The sequence below is a fragment of the Arthrobacter sp. UM1 genome (genome assembly GCF_020483305.1).
Lineage (GTDB): Bacteria > Actinomycetota > Actinomycetes > Actinomycetales > Micrococcaceae > Falsarthrobacter.
Map to the genome: position 1 here is coordinate 326,829 of NZ_JACWAB010000001.1, position 16,346 is coordinate 343,174.

Annotated in this window: 17 protein-coding genes; 7 read left to right on the plus strand and 10 right to left on the minus strand. The window is 70.7% G+C overall.

Features of this window, described 5'->3' with window-relative positions; genetic code table 11:
- Positions 1-9: 9 nt before the first annotated feature.
- Genes H9I38_RS01550 through H9I38_RS01560 form a run of 3 tightly spaced genes read right to left on the minus strand, consistent with a single transcriptional unit; the run spans position 10 to position 2,086 of the window.
- Positions 10-699 carry an energy-coupling factor transporter transmembrane component T gene (locus tag H9I38_RS01550; RefSeq protein WP_226336862.1) on the minus strand — a complete coding sequence of 230 codons (690 nt, stop codon included), beginning with the start codon at positions 697-699 and terminating at the stop codon, positions 10-12.
- Complete coding sequence (locus tag H9I38_RS01555; RefSeq protein ID WP_226336863.1) at positions 696-1,427, minus strand: energy-coupling factor ABC transporter ATP-binding protein; 732 nt, start codon at positions 1,425-1,427, stop codon at positions 696-698. The genes H9I38_RS01550 and H9I38_RS01555 overlap by 4 nt, the downstream gene beginning before the upstream one ends.
- Positions 1,424-2,086 (minus strand): biotin transporter BioY, encoded by a 663-nt coding sequence (locus H9I38_RS01560; protein WP_226336864.1) that lies wholly within the window; start codon positions 2,084-2,086, stop codon positions 1,424-1,426. The genes H9I38_RS01555 and H9I38_RS01560 overlap by 4 nt, the downstream gene beginning before the upstream one ends.
- A gap of 87 nt (positions 2,087-2,173) precedes the next feature.
- Between H9I38_RS01560 and H9I38_RS01565 the strand changes: the two genes are divergently transcribed.
- Positions 2,174-3,772 carry an ABC-F family ATP-binding cassette domain-containing protein gene (locus H9I38_RS01565; protein ID WP_226336865.1) on the plus strand — a complete coding sequence of 533 codons (1,599 nt, stop codon included), beginning with the start codon at positions 2,174-2,176 and terminating at the stop codon, positions 3,770-3,772.
- Positions 3,773-3,801: 29 nt separating this feature from the next.
- On the opposite strand, the gene H9I38_RS01570 is transcribed toward H9I38_RS01565, so the two are convergent.
- From H9I38_RS01570 to H9I38_RS01580, 3 genes are read right to left on the minus strand one after another with little or no spacing between them, the layout of a single operon-like run.
- Positions 3,802-4,800 carry an SURF1 family protein gene (locus tag H9I38_RS01570; protein WP_226336866.1) on the minus strand — a complete coding sequence of 333 codons (999 nt, stop codon included), beginning with the start codon at positions 4,798-4,800 and terminating at the stop codon, positions 3,802-3,804.
- Positions 4,797-5,027 (minus strand): acetone carboxylase, encoded by a 231-nt coding sequence (locus tag H9I38_RS01575; RefSeq protein WP_413463499.1) that lies wholly within the window; start codon positions 5,025-5,027, stop codon positions 4,797-4,799. The genes H9I38_RS01570 and H9I38_RS01575 overlap by 4 nt, the downstream gene beginning before the upstream one ends.
- A complete protein-coding gene (locus H9I38_RS01580) occupies positions 5,024-5,569 on the minus strand; it encodes a DUF3099 domain-containing protein (RefSeq protein WP_226336867.1) in 546 nt (181 codons plus the stop codon). The genes H9I38_RS01575 and H9I38_RS01580 overlap by 4 nt, the downstream gene beginning before the upstream one ends.
- 127 nt (positions 5,570-5,696) lie before the next feature.
- On the opposite strand from H9I38_RS01580, the gene H9I38_RS01585 reads away from it, so the two are divergent.
- Complete coding sequence (locus tag H9I38_RS01585; RefSeq protein WP_319002169.1) at positions 5,697-6,419, plus strand: beta-ketoacyl-ACP reductase; 723 nt, start codon at positions 5,697-5,699, stop codon at positions 6,417-6,419.
- Positions 6,420-6,494: 75 nt separating this feature from the next.
- Positions 6,495-7,289 carry an SDR family oxidoreductase gene (locus H9I38_RS01590; protein WP_226336869.1) on the plus strand — a complete coding sequence of 265 codons (795 nt, stop codon included), beginning with the start codon at positions 6,495-6,497 and terminating at the stop codon, positions 7,287-7,289.
- Between the two features lie 129 nt (positions 7,290-7,418).
- Here the strand turns inward: H9I38_RS01590 and serB are convergent, their stop codons facing one another.
- On the minus strand, positions 7,419-8,378 hold the full coding sequence (gene serB, locus H9I38_RS01595) for a phosphoserine phosphatase SerB (protein WP_226336870.1): 960 nt from the start codon (positions 8,376-8,378) through the stop codon (positions 7,419-7,421).
- Positions 8,379-8,430: 52 nt separating this feature from the next.
- Here serB and H9I38_RS01600 point away from each other — a divergent pair, with 52 nt between their 5' ends.
- From H9I38_RS01600 to H9I38_RS01610, 3 genes are read left to right on the plus strand one after another with little or no spacing between them, the layout of a single operon-like run.
- The gene (locus H9I38_RS01600; RefSeq protein WP_226336871.1) at positions 8,431-9,213 is read left to right on the plus strand and encodes an ABC transporter ATP-binding protein; all 783 of its coding nucleotides are present in this window, start codon (positions 8,431-8,433) and stop codon (positions 9,211-9,213) included.
- 53 nt (positions 9,214-9,266) lie between these two features.
- Positions 9,267-10,100: a sulfite exporter TauE/SafE family protein gene (locus tag H9I38_RS01605; protein ID WP_226336872.1), complete on the plus strand. Its 834-nt coding sequence runs from the start codon at positions 9,267-9,269 to the stop codon at positions 10,098-10,100.
- Positions 10,097-10,960, plus strand: a complete 864-nt coding sequence (locus tag H9I38_RS01610) for a TrmH family RNA methyltransferase (protein ID WP_226336873.1) — start codon at positions 10,097-10,099, stop codon at positions 10,958-10,960. The genes H9I38_RS01605 and H9I38_RS01610 overlap by 4 nt, the downstream gene beginning before the upstream one ends.
- Before the next feature lie 16 nt (positions 10,961-10,976).
- Here the strand turns inward: H9I38_RS01610 and H9I38_RS01615 are convergent, their stop codons facing one another.
- Complete coding sequence (locus H9I38_RS01615) at positions 10,977-11,981, minus strand: Abi family protein (RefSeq protein ID WP_226336874.1); 1,005 nt, start codon at positions 11,979-11,981, stop codon at positions 10,977-10,979.
- A gap of 242 nt (positions 11,982-12,223) precedes the next feature.
- Here H9I38_RS01615 and H9I38_RS01620 point away from each other — a divergent pair, with 242 nt between their 5' ends.
- Positions 12,224-12,481, plus strand: a complete 258-nt coding sequence (locus tag H9I38_RS01620; protein ID WP_226336875.1) for a type B 50S ribosomal protein L31 — start codon at positions 12,224-12,226, stop codon at positions 12,479-12,481.
- 145 nt (positions 12,482-12,626) lie between these two features.
- Here the strand turns inward: H9I38_RS01620 and pepN are convergent, their stop codons facing one another.
- Together pepN and H9I38_RS01630 are read right to left on the minus strand one after the other, a co-directional pair.
- Entirely contained in the window at positions 12,627-15,239 is a 2,613-nt protein-coding gene (pepN, locus tag H9I38_RS01625; protein WP_226336876.1) for an aminopeptidase N, read from the minus strand.
- Between the two features lie 65 nt (positions 15,240-15,304).
- The gene (locus tag H9I38_RS01630; RefSeq protein ID WP_226336877.1) at positions 15,305-16,342 is read right to left on the minus strand and encodes a YeiH family protein; all 1,038 of its coding nucleotides are present in this window, start codon (positions 16,340-16,342) and stop codon (positions 15,305-15,307) included.
- Positions 16,343-16,346 lie beyond the last annotated feature (4 nt).

Below are 16,346 nucleotides of genomic sequence, written 5' to 3' on the forward strand. Positions count from 1 at the left end.
GAGGTTTCCTCAGTGTTTGGGCCGCGTCGTCTCCTCGTCGGGCGGCAGCATGCGGGCGGCCATGGCCTCGCTCATGGCGATGGTGGAGGCGACGCCCGCCATGGCAACAGGCACGCCGACGCTCCTCGGCGAGCGCTTGAGGCCTCGGGCGGCGTGCGCGGCGGAGACGGACTCGACCACGCCGCCGAGGACCGGAACCGTGCGGATGAAGAGCGCGACGGCGAGCGCGAAGGTCTGCGGCTTGGCCCCGAGGGGGCGGAGCCTCTCGGCCGCGGCCACGAGCGTGTCGACGAGGTCGCTTGTGCGGGTGGTGGCGACGAGCAGCCGGGCCGCGAGCATGACCGCGACGACGGAGGAGCTCTGTCCCGCGACGAGCATCCAGCCGTCCCCGTCCGCGGGGGAGCCGACGAGCCGGACGAGCGCCAGGGCGCCCACCACCCACAGCGCGGGCCGCACCCACAGGCCTGCGGTCCGCCAGGGGAAACCGGCCCAGACCGTCAGGCCGAGCACTCCCGCGAGCAGGAGGAGTCCCGCGCCGAGACCGGCCGCGGCCGGTGGGATCCTCCACACGAGCGAGGCTGCGAGGGCGAGGACGGCGAGTCCGAGCAGCTTGGGCCCGGGCGAGAGCGCGTGGAGGCGGCGGGCGTCCCCGAGGCGGCCGGGCTCGAACACGCCCAGTGCGAAGTGGCGGCCTCTCACAGCGGCTCCGCGTCGGCCCGCTCGGCGTAGCGCCGGACGACGTCCGCGGCCGCGCCGTCGTCGACCACCCGACCGCCGTCCACGGCGAGGGCGCGGGGGAAGCGCGAGGCGACCCCGAGATCGTGGGTGGCCAGGAGAACCGGAACGTCGAGGGAGTCCACGAGCGCTTCGAGGCGGCGGGTGTGGATGCGGTCGAGGAGGGTCGTGGGCTCGTCGAGAACGAGCAGTCCCGGCTCCGCTGCGAGGACGGAGGCCAGAGCGACTCTCTGGCGCTCTCCGCTGGAGAGCTCGTAGACGCTGCGCTCGGCGAGGTGCCTTGCGGAGCAGCGCTCGAGCCAGCCCAGGGCCGCCGCGCGCTGCTCCGCGCCCCGGAGGCTGCGCAGGGAGAGGCGGACGTCCTCCAGCGGCGTCGGAAGCAGCAGCTGCGCCAGCGGGTCGGAGAAGACGAAGCCGACGTGGGAGCGCGCCCCGGCCAGGTCCTCGGCGACGTCCACCCGGCCCTCCTCCGTCTCGAGCGTCAAGGTGCCCTCATCCGGGACGGCGAGTCCGTTGAGCAGCCGGAGGAGCGTGGACTTGCCGGAGCCGTTGGGGCCCACGACGGCGATGCGCGGCGAATCCAGGACGAGCTCGGGGACCTCCAGGAGGACGCGGTCCCCGTCCCGCACCACGACGTCCCGGTAGACCGCCCGGTGCACCCTCCGCCGCAGGGGAGCGCTGGAGGGGGTCATGCCGAGCGCGGCGCCACGAGCTGCCGGCGGAACGCGGAGAGGACCGCGAGGGCGATCACCGCGGCGAAGACCACCTTGAGGAGGTCCGGGAGGATGAACGCGGCCGTCACGGCGAGGGCCTTGGGCAGCGTGAAGCCGGCCACCGCGATGAGGCCGATGACGCCGCAGAGGTGGATGACGGCCACGCCCGCGATCCCCGCCCCGAGAAGGACGGCGAACGCGGCCCCGGTCCGGCGGCGCGAGATCGCGCCGTGCGAGCGCGCGGCGAGGGCTCCCATGACGGCGGCTGCGGCGATGTAGCCGAGCAGGTATCCGCCCGTGGGGCCGACGACGACGGCTGCGCCCGACTTGAACCCGGCGAAGACCGGCAGTCCGATGACCCCGAGCAGCACGTAGAGGGCCGTTCCCGCGGCAGCGGCCCGAGCGCCGAAGAGGAAGGAGATGAGGCACAGCGCCACGATCTGCATCGTGAGGGGCACCGCCGGGGTGAGGTGGAAGGCCGGCACGAGCACGGAGGCGGCGAGGAGGGCCGCGCCCATGACGACGGCCGCGAGCTGTCCGCTCGGGCTGCGCAGGAGGAGGGGACGGCGGGCCGCGCGAGACGGCCGCCCTGAACGCTGTTCAACGGCGGGCGCGGTGGGGCGAGGCGAAGAAGACATGGTGCTCCCGTGGAGTGTGTGCGGTCCGGGCCCTAGAATGTTGGGGTTGCCCGATCACTCCCACGATACGCCAGGAGCGCCCCTCGCATGATCACCGTCACCGACCTGGAACTGCGGGCCGGAGCCCGTCTGCTCATGGACGAGGTGAGCTTCCGGGTGGACAAGGGGGACAAGATCGGCCTCGTGGGCCGCAACGGAGCCGGGAAGACCACCCTGACCAAGGTGCTCGCGGGCGAGGCCCTTCCTGCGGCGGGCACTGTCTCCCGCTCGGGGGAGATCGGCTACCTTCCCCAGGACCCGCGCACCCCGGACATGGAGCAGCTCGCCCGAGACCGCATCCTCTCCGCGCGAGGCCTGGACGGCGTCGTCGCCAAGATGCGCCGCACGCAGGACGAGATGGCGAGCGAGGACCCGGACACGGCCGCCAAGGCCATGAAGCGCTATGACCGGCTCGAGGCCCAGTTCCTCGCGCAGGGCGGGTACGCCGCGGAGTCCGAGGCCGCGGCGATCTGCGGGAACCTGGCCCTCCCGGACCGTCTCCTCGACCAGCCGCTGCGCACCCTCTCGGGCGGCCAGCGCCGCCGCGTCGAGCTGGCCCGGATTCTGTACTCGGACGCGGACACGATGCTCCTCGACGAGCCCACCAACCACCTCGACGCGGACTCGATCGCCTGGCTGAGGGACTTCCTCAAGAGCTTCGAGGGAGGCATCATCCTCATCTCCCACGACGTGGGGCTGCTGGAGGCCACGGTGAACAAGGTCTACCACCTCGACGCGAACCGGGCGACGATCGACATGTACAGCCTCGGCTACAAGAAGTACCTGCTCCAGCGCGAGACGGACGAGAAGGCCCGGCGCCGCGAGATGCAGAACGCGCAGAAAAAGGCCTCGGCCCTCATGGCCCAGGCGGAGAAGATGCGGGCCAAGGCCACCAAGGCCGTCGCGGCGCAGAACATGATCAAGCGCGCCGAGCGGATGCTCGCCGGCGTCGAGGGGGAGCGGCAGCAGGACCGCGTGGCCGCGCTGCGCTTCCCCAAGCCGGCGCCGTGCGGGAAGACCCCGCTCACGGCCACGGACCTCTCCAAGTCCTACGGCTCGCTCGAGATCTTCACGGGCGTGGACCTCGCCATCGACCGTGGCTCGCGCGTGGTCATCCTCGGCCTCAACGGCGCGGGCAAGACCACGCTGCTGAGGATGCTCGCCGGGGTCTCCGAGCCGGACACCGGCGAGGTGACGGCGGGCCACGGCCTCAAGGTGGGCTACTACGCCCAGGAGCACGAGACCCTGGACCACAGCCGGACCGTGCTCGAGAACATGAAGTCCGCGGGCGGCCACCTCAACGACACGGAGGTGCGGAACATCCTCGGCTCGTTCCTCTTCCAGGGGGACGACGTGGACAAGCCCGCGGGCGTCCTCTCGGGCGGCGAGAAGACCCGTCTGGCCCTGGCCACGATCGTGGCGTCCTCCGCGAACGTGCTCCTGCTCGACGAGCCCACGAACAACCTGGACCCCGCCTCCCGCGCCGAGATCCTCGGAGCCCTCGAGACCTACGAGGGCGCGGTGGTCATGGTGAGCCACGACGAGGGCGCCGTGGAGGCGCTCAACCCCGAGCGCGTCGTCGTGCTGCCGGACGGGTTCGAGGACCACTTCAGCCCGGACTACCTCGAGCTCGTCACGCTCGCGTAGCCGCGCGGAACCGGTGCGCCCGCACTGGTTCAGCCCTCCCAGTGCTCGAGGAGCGCGTCCTCCTCGTCCTCATCCGTCCGGTGCCGGCGCCTGCGCCGCTTCCGCTCCTCGCGGCGCTGGGCGTTCTCGGCCGCGCGCAGAACGGGGTTGACCACGGGCTCCCGGCGCTCGCCGGCCTCGCCCGTCTCGTCCTCGCCCTCCGCCTCCGCGTCCCGGGCCCTCATCTGGGCCCCCCACTCGCGGTCGTCGTCGGTCTCGATCGCGTGACGGCGGGCCGCATAGCCGAAGCCCACGAACGCGAGGATGCCGAAGGTGTTCCACTGAAGGGCGTAGGAGAGGTGCGTGCCGTCGTCCACCTGCGGACGCTCGGCGGGGCGGAGTGCCGTGGCAGGGGCGGGCTTCTCCTCCTTGAGCTGGCCGTAGGCGCCCTCCTGGACGGGCAGCCCGGTCAGCCGGGCCACGCCGGGCAGCTCGATCGTGGCGATCTGGCCGTGCGGCGCGCTCCGGTTGAGCGCGGGCTCGCTCGGCCGGAGGCGCGCCACCACCGTCACCGTGCCCTGAGGCGGGGCGGGGACGTTCTGAGGGCGGCCCTTGCCGGCGCTGGCAAGCGGCACCCAGCCGCGGTCGATGACGACGACGTCCCCCGAGTCGGTCTTGAACGGGACGAGGACGTCATAGCCCGTGTCGCCGTCATTGGTCCTGTTGCGGACGACGAGCTGCTTCTCCGGCACATACCGCCCGGTCAGCCGGACCTGGCTCCACTCCTGCACGGGGTCGAGATGCCGGAAGGCTCCCTTCAGCTCCTCGTAGGACTTCGGAGCCGCGTCATAGTTGGCCGTCACCTTGGCGTTGACCGCCCGCACCTCGTCTCGCCGGTGGAACTGCCACTGGCCGAGCATCCAGCAGACCACGGCCACGGCGCAGGCGAAGAGGAACCACCCGATCCAGGAGCCGCTGACGAGGAAGCGCCACCGGTCCCAGCCACGCAGCGGGCGCGTGAGCCGCTCCTCGGGAAGCGGGGCGCTCACGCGGAGAGGCTCTCGGTGGAGCGGTACAGGCCGCGCTCATTGAGGTACGCGGACAGCCAGGCCTCGTGGTCCGGGCAGGCCAGCCACGTCTTGCGGCGCTCGGGCCTGTGGATCCTGGGGTTGTTCCAGAGGAGGGCGGCCGTGGCCCGCTGCCGGCATCCGCGGCGGGAGCACTGGCGTTCGGGGGCCTCTTCGGGCCCGGTGCCCATGAGATCTTCGAGGTTCACTGGGCGGTCCCTCCTTCAGGCCGTCCGTCCGCGCGGGTGCTGCCGTGCGAGCCGTGCGGCCGCAGGAACTCGTCCCTGGCCTCGTCCCGCTCGGGCTCGACGACGATCACGGTGTCGTCTCGGCCGCCGTCCTGCGAAGCGGCCCCGGACGAATCCGACGCGGACGCGGACGGCTGGGAGTCAGCGCCGTCGAAGCCCCAGTCTCTGGGGTCCTCCCCGCCGGCCGACGACGACGCGGGCGCCGCGGAGGGGAGCGCCTGGGACTCGTAGGACGCCATCTGATCCAGGCGGCCTCGCATCTCGGCCCCGGCGTTGGCCGCGACCACGGCGAAGTAGGGGATGAAGATGGCCCCGACGGCCAGCACGGCCTTGGCCCACGGCTGCGGGACGAAGAAGATCAGGACGAGGCAGACCACGCGAATGGTCATGGAGAGCACGTAGTTGCGGCGGCGGCGGGCGAGGTCCTCTGCGTGGGACGTCGGAGCGCTGGTGATGACGTATTCCCGGCCGTCATCCGCGGAGCGCTTGCGCTTGGGGCTCATCGCGGCCACCTCCCTGAGGTCATCGGCACTTCGGCCAGCGGCACACACCGGACTCTCCATCATCGCACGCCCGCCTGTGCGGTCACTGGAGAAGCCGAGGCCGGTAAAGTGAACGCCTGTGACGAACATTCAGGAGAACTCAGAGCCCCGTTCCGTCCTCATCACCGGCGGAAACCGCGGAATCGGCCTCGCAATCGCCAAGGCGTTCGCCGCCCAGGGAGACAAGGTCGCCGTGACGTGCCGCTCCCAGGCGGACCTCCCGGACGGCATCCTCGGCGTGCAGGCGGACGTCACGGACTCCGCGTCGATCGACTCCGCCTTCAAGGAGGCCGAGGCGGCGCACGGCCCGGTCACCGTCGTCGTCGCCAACGCGGGCATCACGAACGACCAGCTCCTCATGCGCATGTCGGAAGAGGACTTCACGTCCGTCATCGACACGAACCTCACCGGCGCGTTCCGCACCGTCCAGCGCGGCATCAAGGGCATGCTGCGCAAGAAGACGGGCCGCGTTGTCCTCATCAGCTCGGTCTCCGGCCTCTACGGGGCGCCGGGCCAGTTCAACTACTCCGCGTCCAAGGCCGGCCTCGTGGGCATGGCGCGCTCGCTCACGCGCGAGCTCGGCAGCCGGGGCATCACGGCGAACGTCGTCGCCCCCGGATTCATCCGGACGGACATGACGGACGCGCTGAGCGAGGAGAAGCGCAAGGAGTACCTGGAGAACGTGCCGGCCAAGCGCTTCGCGGAGGCGGACGAGGTGGCCAAGGCGGTCACCTGGCTCGCGAGCGACGACGCCTCCTACATCTCCGGCGCCGTGATCCCCGTCGACGGCGGCCTGGGCATGGGCCACTAGCCTCCCGCCGGACACCAGCAGACTGCGTCCCTTCGCACGCGCGGCGTGCACCCCATCGAGAGCAGAGGACTTCACATGACTGAGAACACCGAGGCACAGCACACCGGAACCGAGAGCACGGGAGCGCTCGCGCAGAAGGGCGCCATCGTGACGGGCTCGTCCCGTGGGATCGGAGCCGTCGTCGCGCGCCTTCTCGCCGAGCAGGGGGCGGGCGTCGTCGTGAACTACCGCCAGAAGGCGCCGCGCGCCAACAAGGTGGTCGGCGAGATCGAGGCTGCGGGCGGCCGGGCCGTTGCCGTCCAGGGCGACCTGACGAGCGATGAGGGCCGCGAGGCGATTGTCGGCGCCGCCGTCGAGTCCTTCGGCCACGTGGACGTGCTCGTCCTCAACGCCTCCGGCGGCATGGAGTCCGGCATGGGGGAGGACTACGCGCTGCGCCTCAACCGGGACGCCCAGCTCGCGATGCTCGACGCCGCGCTGCCGCACATGCCGCACGGGTCCCGCGTGGTGTTCGTCACGAGCCACCAGGCGCACTTCATCGAGTCGCACCCCACCCTGGACGCCTACGAGCCCGTGGCCCGCAGCAAGCGTGCCGGCGAGGTGGCGCTGCGCGACCGCGCGGAAGAGCTGGAGAAGAAGGGCGTCTCGCTCGTCGTGGTTTCCGGCGACATGATCGAGGGCACCGTCACGGCCACCCTCCTCAACCGCGCGGAGCCGGGCGCCATCGAGGCCCGCCGGGAGGCCGCCGGACGTCTCTATTCGGTGGAGGAGTTCGGCGCGGAGGTGGCCAAGATGGCGACGGCGGATGTGCCCACCGGCCACACGGAGTACGTCGGCGGTGCCGCCCACTTCGGCGTCTCGGAGGCCTAGGCCGGGCCTCCTCCCACCTGAACAAGAATGGAGCGATCCGTGCGGAATCCAGGGTGATTCTGCACGGATCGCTCCATTTTCGGCCGCGACGCCGCCACACCCCTCCGGGCGGCGGGCAGTGCCGGCCCGTCAGGCCCCCGCAGCCGCTGGGGGAGTCGGGTTGAGGTTGACGATCGCCGCAAGGGCGCCGAGGTGCCGGACCTCGAGCCGGAGATGGGCGGCCTCGGCCAGGACCGGCTTGGCGCAGAAGGCCACGCCGAGGTCCGCGGCCTGGACCATGAGCACGTCGTTCGCGCCGTCGCCGACAGCGACGCGGGCCGTCGTCTCAGGCCCTCCGAGCCGCAGGCAGAAGTCCCGCTTGGTCTCGGCCGTGACGATCTCGCCCTCGACGGCTCCCGTCAGGCGTCCGTCCTCGACGCCGAGCCCGTTGGCGAGCGTGTCCGTGAGGCCCCATTCCTCGGCGTGAGGAGTGAGCACCCGCGTGAATCCGCCCGAAACGGCTCCCACGGCGTGCCCGCGGGCCGTGGCGAACGCGATGAACTCGCGGGCGCCCGTGGTGGGAGTGATGCTGCCGGCCGTCTCCTCGAGGACCGACTCGGGCAGGCCCTCCAGCGTCTTCACCCGGGCGCGGAGGGACTCAGCGAAGTCCAGCTCTCCGCGCATGGCTGCTGCGGTGACCTCGGCCACCTGCTCGCGCTTGCCGGCCCGCTCCGCCAGGAGCTCGATGACCTCTTGCTCGATGAGCGTCGAGTCGACGTCGAACGCGATCGCCTTCGGTCCGGGCGCCGCGGCCGGGCCGACGACGAACGCGAACTCGCCCGGCTCCGCCTGCTGGGAGAGCAGTTCACCGAGTTCGGGCAGCGATTCCTCGGGCGCCCGGCCGGTCCAGGAGCAGGCGGCGAGCACGGGGTCCGTCGTCGTGTCCTGGTGCGTGTTCATGACGCCGCCGCGGCTCGCGGCGAGGTCGCGCAACAGCGGCGGGACCTGGGCTCCCGGACGGACCGAGAACCAGGAGGCGCGCCACCACGCTAGCGGCGCCTCTGGCTGAGCGGGGGGAACCTGGGCGGCAGGGGCGAACTCGTTCTGCATGGGGCCAGCGTATCCCGCGAATCGCCCGAGGCTCCGCGATAGGCTGGGACGCATGACTGACGTGCTCTCGCTCCAAGACGTCACCGTGGTGCGCGGTGGGAAGAAGCTCCTCGACTCGGCCAGCCTCACCGTCAAGGAAGGCGAGCGGTGGGTGGTCATGGGCCCCAACGGCGCGGGCAAGACCACTCTGCTCCAGATGGCGGCGGCTCGCCTGCATCCCACGAGCGGCACGGCGGAGATCCTCGGCGAGACCATGGGCCGCGTGGACGTGTTCGAGCTGCGCCCGCGCGTGGGGCTCGCCTCGTCCTCGCTCACGGGCCACATCCCGGACGATGAGAAGGTGCTGGACGCCGTCGTCACCGCGGCCTACGGCGTCACGGGCCGCTGGCGGGAGGAGTACGAGCGGTTCGACGAGCGCCGCGCCTTCATGCTCCTCGAGAAGTGGGGTGTGGGCACGCTGTTCCACCGCCGCTTCGGCCAGCTGTCCGAGGGGGAGAAGAAGCGCGTACAGATCGCCCGCGCGCTCATGACAGACCCCGAGCTGCTCCTCCTGGACGAGCCGGGCGGCGGGCTGGACCTGGGCGGCCGCGAGGACCTCGTGGCGCGGCTCAACCACCTGGCGCGCAACCCTGACTCTCCGGCGATGGTCGTCGTGACGCACCACGTCGAGGAGGTCCCGCCGGGGTTCACCCACGCGGCGCTCATGGCGGACGGCAAGGTGGTCCACGCCGGCGAGATCGACTCGGTCCTCACGGACGAGAAGCTCTCCGAGGTCTTCGACATGCCCCTCCAGATCCGCGAGGTCGAGGGCCGTCGTTTCGCCTCGGCCCGCTGACCCGCGTGCCGTGCCTCTGACCCGCCGCGCCCTGTCCGCCCGAAGCTAACCCGATGAGCCTTCTCGACGTCGTCCTCATCGCCCTCGCGGGGCTGTGGGCCGGCGGCATCAACGTCGTCGTCGGCTCGGGCACGCTCGTCACGTTCCCCGTGCTCGTGGCACTCGGGTTCCCGCCCGTCACGGCCACGATGTCCAACGCGATGGGCCTCATCGCCGGCAACGCGTCCGGCGTCATCGCCTACCGCCGCGAGCTGAAGACCGTCCGCCGAGAGCTCGCCGTGCTGGCTCCGGCCTCTCTGCTCGGCGGCATCGCGGGCTCTTCGCTCCTGCTGCACCTGCCGGAGTCGGTGTTCGGGTACGTGGCGCCGTTCCTCACGCTCGTAGCGATCCTGTGCGTCGTCTTCCAGCCGAGGCTCGCGCGGATCGTGGCCGCGAGGCGCGAGGAGGCCGCGCAGAGCGGCCCGACGGCGGAGGGGAGCGCTGTGCAGGGGGAGGCGAGTGCGCGGAAGCCCCGCCGCCGCGTCACGCCGCTCACCGTCCTCCTCGTCTTCCTCACGGGCGTCTACGGCGGGTACTTCGTGGCGGCGCAGGGCGTGCTGCTCATGGGCATCCTCGGCATCTTCCTCATGGCCGGGATCCAGCGCGAGAACGCCCTCAAGAACCTCCTCGTCATGCTCGTCAACCTCGTGGCGGCCGTCAGCTACGTGCTCCTCGCCTTCGACCGCATCAACTGGTGGGTGGTCCTCGTCATCGCCGTCTCGAGCTTCGCAGGCGGCACGCTCGGCGGGAAGATCGCCCGGCGGCTCAAGCCCGTGGTCCTGCGCGGCATCATCGTGGCGCTCGGCGTGGTGGCCCTTGCGGTCATGATCGGGAAGCTCGTGGCATGAGCGGTTCGAATCTGCGCTGGCTTCCCGAGGACGCGGACCCCCGGGAGCTCGCGAACCTCACGGCCGACGACGACGGCGACGCCGCCCTGCTCGCTGACTTCGCCCGGCTCACGGACGCCGCGCTGCGCCAGAAGCAGGACGTGGAGCGCGGCCGCTTCATCGCGGAGACCACGCTCGTGGTCAAGCGCGCCCTGGCGGCCGGATACCGGCCCCGGTCCTTCTTCCTCGCGGAGAAGCACCTGCCGGACCTCGAGGAGGAGCTCACCGCGTGGCCGGACGTTCCCGTGTTCGTCGGCTCGGAGCGCGCACTCGAGCGGATCGCGGGCTTCCACCTCCACCGCGGAGGGCTGGCCTCCTTCTGGCGCAAGCCGCTGCCGAGTGTGGGGGAGCTGGCGTCACGGGCACCGAGCCGCTCCCGCGTTGCGATTCTCGACGGGCTTGTGGACCACACCAATGTCGGGGCGTGCTTCCGCTCCGCGGCGGCGATGGGAGTCGACGCAGTGCTGGTCACACCTGACTGCGCAGATCCGCTCTACCGACGAGCGATTCGCGTCTCGATGGGCACCGTCTTCCAGGTGCCGTGGACCCGGCTCGCTGCATGGCCTTCAGGCGTGGAGGAGCTCCAGGCAGAAGGCTACGTTGTGGCGGGAATGACCTTGGGTGCGGGGTCAATCACCCTCGACGAGCTCGTGGCCCAAGACCATGATCGTCTGGCCCTCGTGTTCGGCAACGAGGGCCATGGACTCTCAGCAGCCACGGAGGCCGCGCTGGACAGGCGAGTGATCATCCCGATGATGGCGGGCGTCGATTCGTTGAACGTTGCTGCGTCCTCGGCCGTGGCGTTCTACGCAACTCGGTGATGTAGCTGATCCGTACTCATTCGAGGTGACGGTTCCAGAAGTGATCATCGGCCCAGCCTTGAGAGATGCCCATTCCATCGAGGTTCCACTTCGGTCGGGTCCTGAGCAGGTCATGAAGTCTCAGGGCCCATGTGCTGTGAGGGGAGATGGTGTCGAGTACGGACTGAAGTGAGACCAGAACCGGATATAGACGCTTCCTGGACTGGACAGGCAACGAATCGGAGCTCGTCAGCCATGAGATTGTCGAGGAGGTCGGGATGGCAGGATAGACGCCGAGCCCCACGTTCCACAGGCGGCCGTGGTGAGCGCAGATGTTTCTGACCCGAACGTACGTATGAAGCCAAGATTCCAGAAGCGGTGCCGTGAGCCCCAGGCTCTTGGCCACCGTCGTGCGGTCAGAACGACGCCGCAGATTTCGGTAAGAATTGGCCAGCTGACCGATCGTCAGAGTTTCGACAACAAGCCAAGATGGCGGCAACTCGGGCTGCGCATAGGTAGTCAGGTAGTGCTCCAGGGCCGAGCGGTGCACCAACGAGCCATCTTCCGTTTCTGGTATCCCGCGCAGTCGCTCATCGCAGGTGCTTTTCACGATGCTCAACAGCCTGGAGTGCTTTGACTGGTTCGCGAAATGCTCCCCCTTCATATACCAGTGGGGATCGGAATAGGCTGTGGACATGTGGTCCGTCAGCGCGGCACGGATTGTTACCTCGACTCTTTCGAGTGCGTCCAACACCAGCAAACGCAGAGCTCGGTCGAAGACGTAGAGATCCAAAACGTCGTCGAAATCTGTTCCCTCGCGGAAGTGATGATCAAGATTCTTTTTCCGAAAGGGGATCGTATATGGCGAGAGGCGGTAATAGCCGATCTGGCGAAGATAGCGGGCAGCCCTTTCCGGGTCTGGGATGACCAGCCCCCGTGTGGAGAGAAGCCTGATGAGATCGTCGAGGTCTAGCGCCGGCTTGTCGAATGTGCGGGTGCCCCGTGGACGGGGCAGCCGTGCCGCGTTTTGCGATCCCGTCACAGGGGCACCTCCTGGCCGCAGGCAAAGAAAAATCCCCCAAGTGCGCATCGCGGAGAGGCGTGGGGGATGTGGTGCGATCAGCTTAGCACGTCGCGCCAGCGCGCAGGAGCAGGTTGCCGCCGCCGTGGCGTTTTGGGAGACCCGGGTGCGAGTCCGGTAGACTGCAAAGGTTGCTCGGCAATCCGAGACACGCTACCGCGACCCTGGCAAAAACCAGGCGCACGATTCCCAAAGGATTGATCATGAAGAAGGACATCCACCCGAAGTACGCTCCGGTCGTCTTCCGGGACCTCGCTTCCGGCGAGAAGTTCCTCACCCGCTCCACCGTCTCCTCGGACAAGACGATCGAGTGGGAGGACGGCACCACGTACCCCGTCATCGACGTTGAGATCTCGGCCGCCTCGCACCCGTTCTACACGGGCAAGCAGCGCATCATGGACTCGGCCGGCCGCGTCGAGCGCTTCAACCAGCGCTTCAAGAGCTTCGGCAAGAAGAAGTAGTCTTCCCGCCGCACGGAAAGGCCCCGCTCGCTTCGGCGAGCGGGGCCTTTCTCTGTCAGGGGCCGCTGTCTCGGCCCTCAGTCGCTGCCTTGGGCCCAAGCTTCGGTCCCGGCCTCGATCCCGGGCCGAGGCGCCATGGGCCTCCCTACACCGCGTCCCGCGACCGCCGCTGCGCCCGCAGTTGAAGCCTCAGCGTGTGCAGATTCTCCTCGAGGATCCGTCGCAGCGCGGCGGGCGCGGACGTGTGCTTGCCGAGCCACTCCTCGAGGGAGTCGACGAACGCGTGCGTGCCGTTCCCGTCCGCGTCGAGGTCCAGCGGGAAGAACCCGCCCACGAGCCGTGAGGCGATCTCCTGCGAGCGCGATTCCCAGACGGGCAGCAGCCGCTCCGTGTAGTCGGCCCGGATCGGGTCCAGCACGCGGGCGTCATCGCGGCTGAAGCCGGCGGCGAGCGCCGAGATCGAGTCGTTGGAGAGGCTCTCGTCCTCCCAGGCCTCGTCCCAGACGCGCTGCTTGTTCTCCGCGCCGGGCCGCGCGGCCCGGGCCTGGATGCGCATGCGGGCGGCGGAGGCGGACGGCTTCGCGTCGTACCGGGCCTGGATCCGCTCCTCGTCGAGCCGCCCGGCCGCGGCGAGGGCGGCGGCGAACTGCCACAGCACGTCGTCGTCGGGCTCGAAGCCCGGCAGGGAGAGCGAGCCCTCGAGCAGAGCCTCGGCATCGTCCGTCCGGTCCGTCCGGGCGACCGCCGCCGCGGTGAGCGCGTACTCCTTGCGGTGGCCGGCCGGCGTGTCCTCGCTGCGCAGGCGCTCCCACGCCGCGTCGGCGATCTGCGCGGTGAGCTGCGGCCGCTCGCTCGCGGGCGCGAACCGCCGCGCCGCCAGCACAGCCCGCTGGAGCATGACCGTGGCCAGACCGACCTCCTCCGTGGAGGCGGCCACGCGCAGGGCCACGCCCACGAAGTCCCGGGCCGGCAGCTTCCCGGCCCGCAGCATCTCCCGGAGGTTGGAGAGCACGACGGCGAGCGCCAGCGGATCCTCGATGAGGTGGGCGTGCTCCACGAGCGTCTTGACCGTGATCTTGTCGAACTCGACCGTGGCGTAGGTCAGGTCCTCGTCGTTGACGAGCAGGAAGGACGGAGCCTCCGGGAGCTCGAGGCCCGCGAGCTCCGGCACCTCCGCCGAGCGGCCCTGGAGCTCCACGCGCGTGGTCCAGGTGCGGACCATGCGGCCGTCCTTGAGCTCGTACGCGCCGATGCCGAGCGTGTGGGGCCGGATCACGGGGATGCCGCTCACCGGGTCCTCGGAGCTCTGGTGGAGGACGGCCTTGGCGATCCGCCCGTCCTCGCCCCGCTCGACGGCGAGGGAGAGCCGGGAGACCCCGGCCGTCTGCAGCCAGAGGGCGGCCCACTGGCGCATGTCCTTGCCGGTGGCCTCCTCGAGGACGGCGAGGAGGTCCGCGAGGCGGGCGTTGCCGAACGCGTGGCGCTCGAAGTAGGTGCGGGCGGCGGCCATGAACGCCTCCTGCCCGGCATGGGCCACGAGCTGCTTGAGCACGGAGGCGCCCTTGGCGTAGGTGATGCCGTCGAAGTTCTGGCGGGCCGCCTCGAGATCGGGAATGTCCGCCACGATCGGGTGCGTGGAGGGCCCCTGGTCCATGTCGTACGCCCAGGCCTTGCGGCGGTTGGCGAACGTCACCCAGGACTCCGGGCGGCCGAGGGCCTCGGCGACGGCGAGCGTGCCCATGAAGTCTGCGAAGGACTCCTTGAGCCAGAGGTCGTCCCACCAGACCATGGTCACGAGGTCGCCGAACCACATGTGGGCCATCTCGTGGAGGAGGGTGTTGGCGCGGGACTCGATCTGGAGGGCGGTGGGCGTGCCGCGGTAGAGGTATTCCTCCGTGAAGGTCACGAGTCCGGGGTTCTCCATGGCGCCGAGGTTGTACTCGGGGACGAACGCCTGGTCGTACTTCCCGCCCCACGGGTACGCCGAGCGGAACACGTCCTGGTACCAGGTGAGCCCCTTCTTGGTCTGCTCGAACAGCGTCTCGCTGTCGAGGAGGTCCTTGATGGAATCCCGGCAGAACAGGCGCAGGCTGATGTCGTGGGCGTCCGGCGTGGCCTCCGTGGCCATGTCGGCCGTCCACCGGTCCTCGGCGATGAAGTACGGGCCGGCCAGGATGGTCGTGATGTACGTGGAGAAGGACTGCGTCGGCTCGAACTCGACCGTGTCCGCTCCCTCGCCCTCGGTCCGGCGGCGCGCGGGCGCGTTGGACTCGAGCACCCAGCCGGAGGGGCCGGTGAGCGTCAGCTGGTAGACGGCCTTGAGGTCCGGCTGCTCGAAGGTCGCGAACACGCGGCGGCAGTCGGCGGGCTCGTACTGCGTGTAGAGGTACGTCTGGCCGTCCGCCGGGTCCCGGTAGCGGTGCATGCCCTCGCCCGAGCGGCTGTAGCGGCTCTCGCCCTCGATCCGCAGCTCGTTGCGGCCCTCGCGCGGCGTGAAGCGGACGCGGCCGGGCGTCACGGCGGCCTCGAGCTCGAGCTCCTCGCCGTTGAGGCTGACCCGGTGCACGGCGGCCGCCTCGTAGTCGGCGAAGACCTCCTCCGCCGCCGCGGCGGTGAAGGAGATGGTCGTCGCCGAGCCGAAGGTCTCGACGTCCTCGTCCGGCGCCCGGGTCACGTCGATCTCCATCGCATAGGAGACATCGGAGACGATCTCGGCGCGGCGGCGGGCTTCCTGGCGGGTCAGATTCTGAGCATGCACGCAGTCCACTCTATGTGTCGCGCGTCATCTTTTCACTCGTCTCCGTGCGGAGACGGCGCCGGGAGTCAGCCGGAGAGCGTCGTCGACATGGCCACGAGCCAGCCGAGCACGAGGATGGCCGCCCAGGCCGCGAGGGCAGCGGCGAGCGCGCTGCGGCCGCGGTTCCACAGGGCCTGGGGGTCCACCGACGCGCCCAGGGCGGCGAGCGCGAGGGCGAGGGCCGTGTCCCGCAGCAGGCCGACGCCGTGGAGCACGCCCTCCGGGATCGGCAGCCAGGTGCGGGCCGCGAGCGCGAGGACGAACCCGAGGACGAACAGCGGGACGATCGGGGCGGCCTGCCCGCGCCCCTCGGAGTCCCGGCGGCCCCAGCGGCTCGCCACCGCGGTGACCGGGGCGAGGCAGACCACGCGGATCATCTTGACGGCCACGGCGAGCGCGACGACGGAGCCCGCGGCGCCGGCCACGAGCGCGTCGGAGGACTGGGCGGCGGCGACCACCTGGCCGACGTCGTGCACGCTCGCCCCGATCCACGCCCCCGCGGCGGGCGCGCTCGGGTGCGTCAGCGCGATGAGGAGGGGCATGAGGCCGATGGCGAGCGAGCCGCAGAGGGTGACGAGCGCCGTCGGGATGGCGGTCTTGCGGTGGTCGATCCCGCGGGCGGCCGCCATCGCCGAGATGGCGGAGGCACCGCAGATGCTGAACCCGGTGGCGAGGAGGAGCCGCTCGTCCCGGTCCATCCGGCGGCCGAGCGCCCACGTCACGGCGAGGGACGCGGGCACGACGAGCACGGTGGCGACGATCGGCAGCCAGCCGAGGCGGGCGATGTCTCCGAGGGAGGCCACGAAGCCGAGGAGAACCACGCCGAAGCGCATGAGCTTCTTCCCGGCCCAGGCGATGCCGGGCTCGGCCCGCTCGCGCAGCCCCCGGGTGCGGGCGAGGCGGGTCGCAGCCCAGGAGAGCGCGAGGCCCGCGAGGAAGGAGAGCGTCAGCCAGGGGACCGCGGGGAGGGCCGAGTGGAGGAGGAGAGCGAGGGCCGCCGCGCCGGCGGAGAAGAGGACGCCTGGAGCGAGCCGGGAGAGGGCTGAGGATCCGGAGGTGGCCATGTCC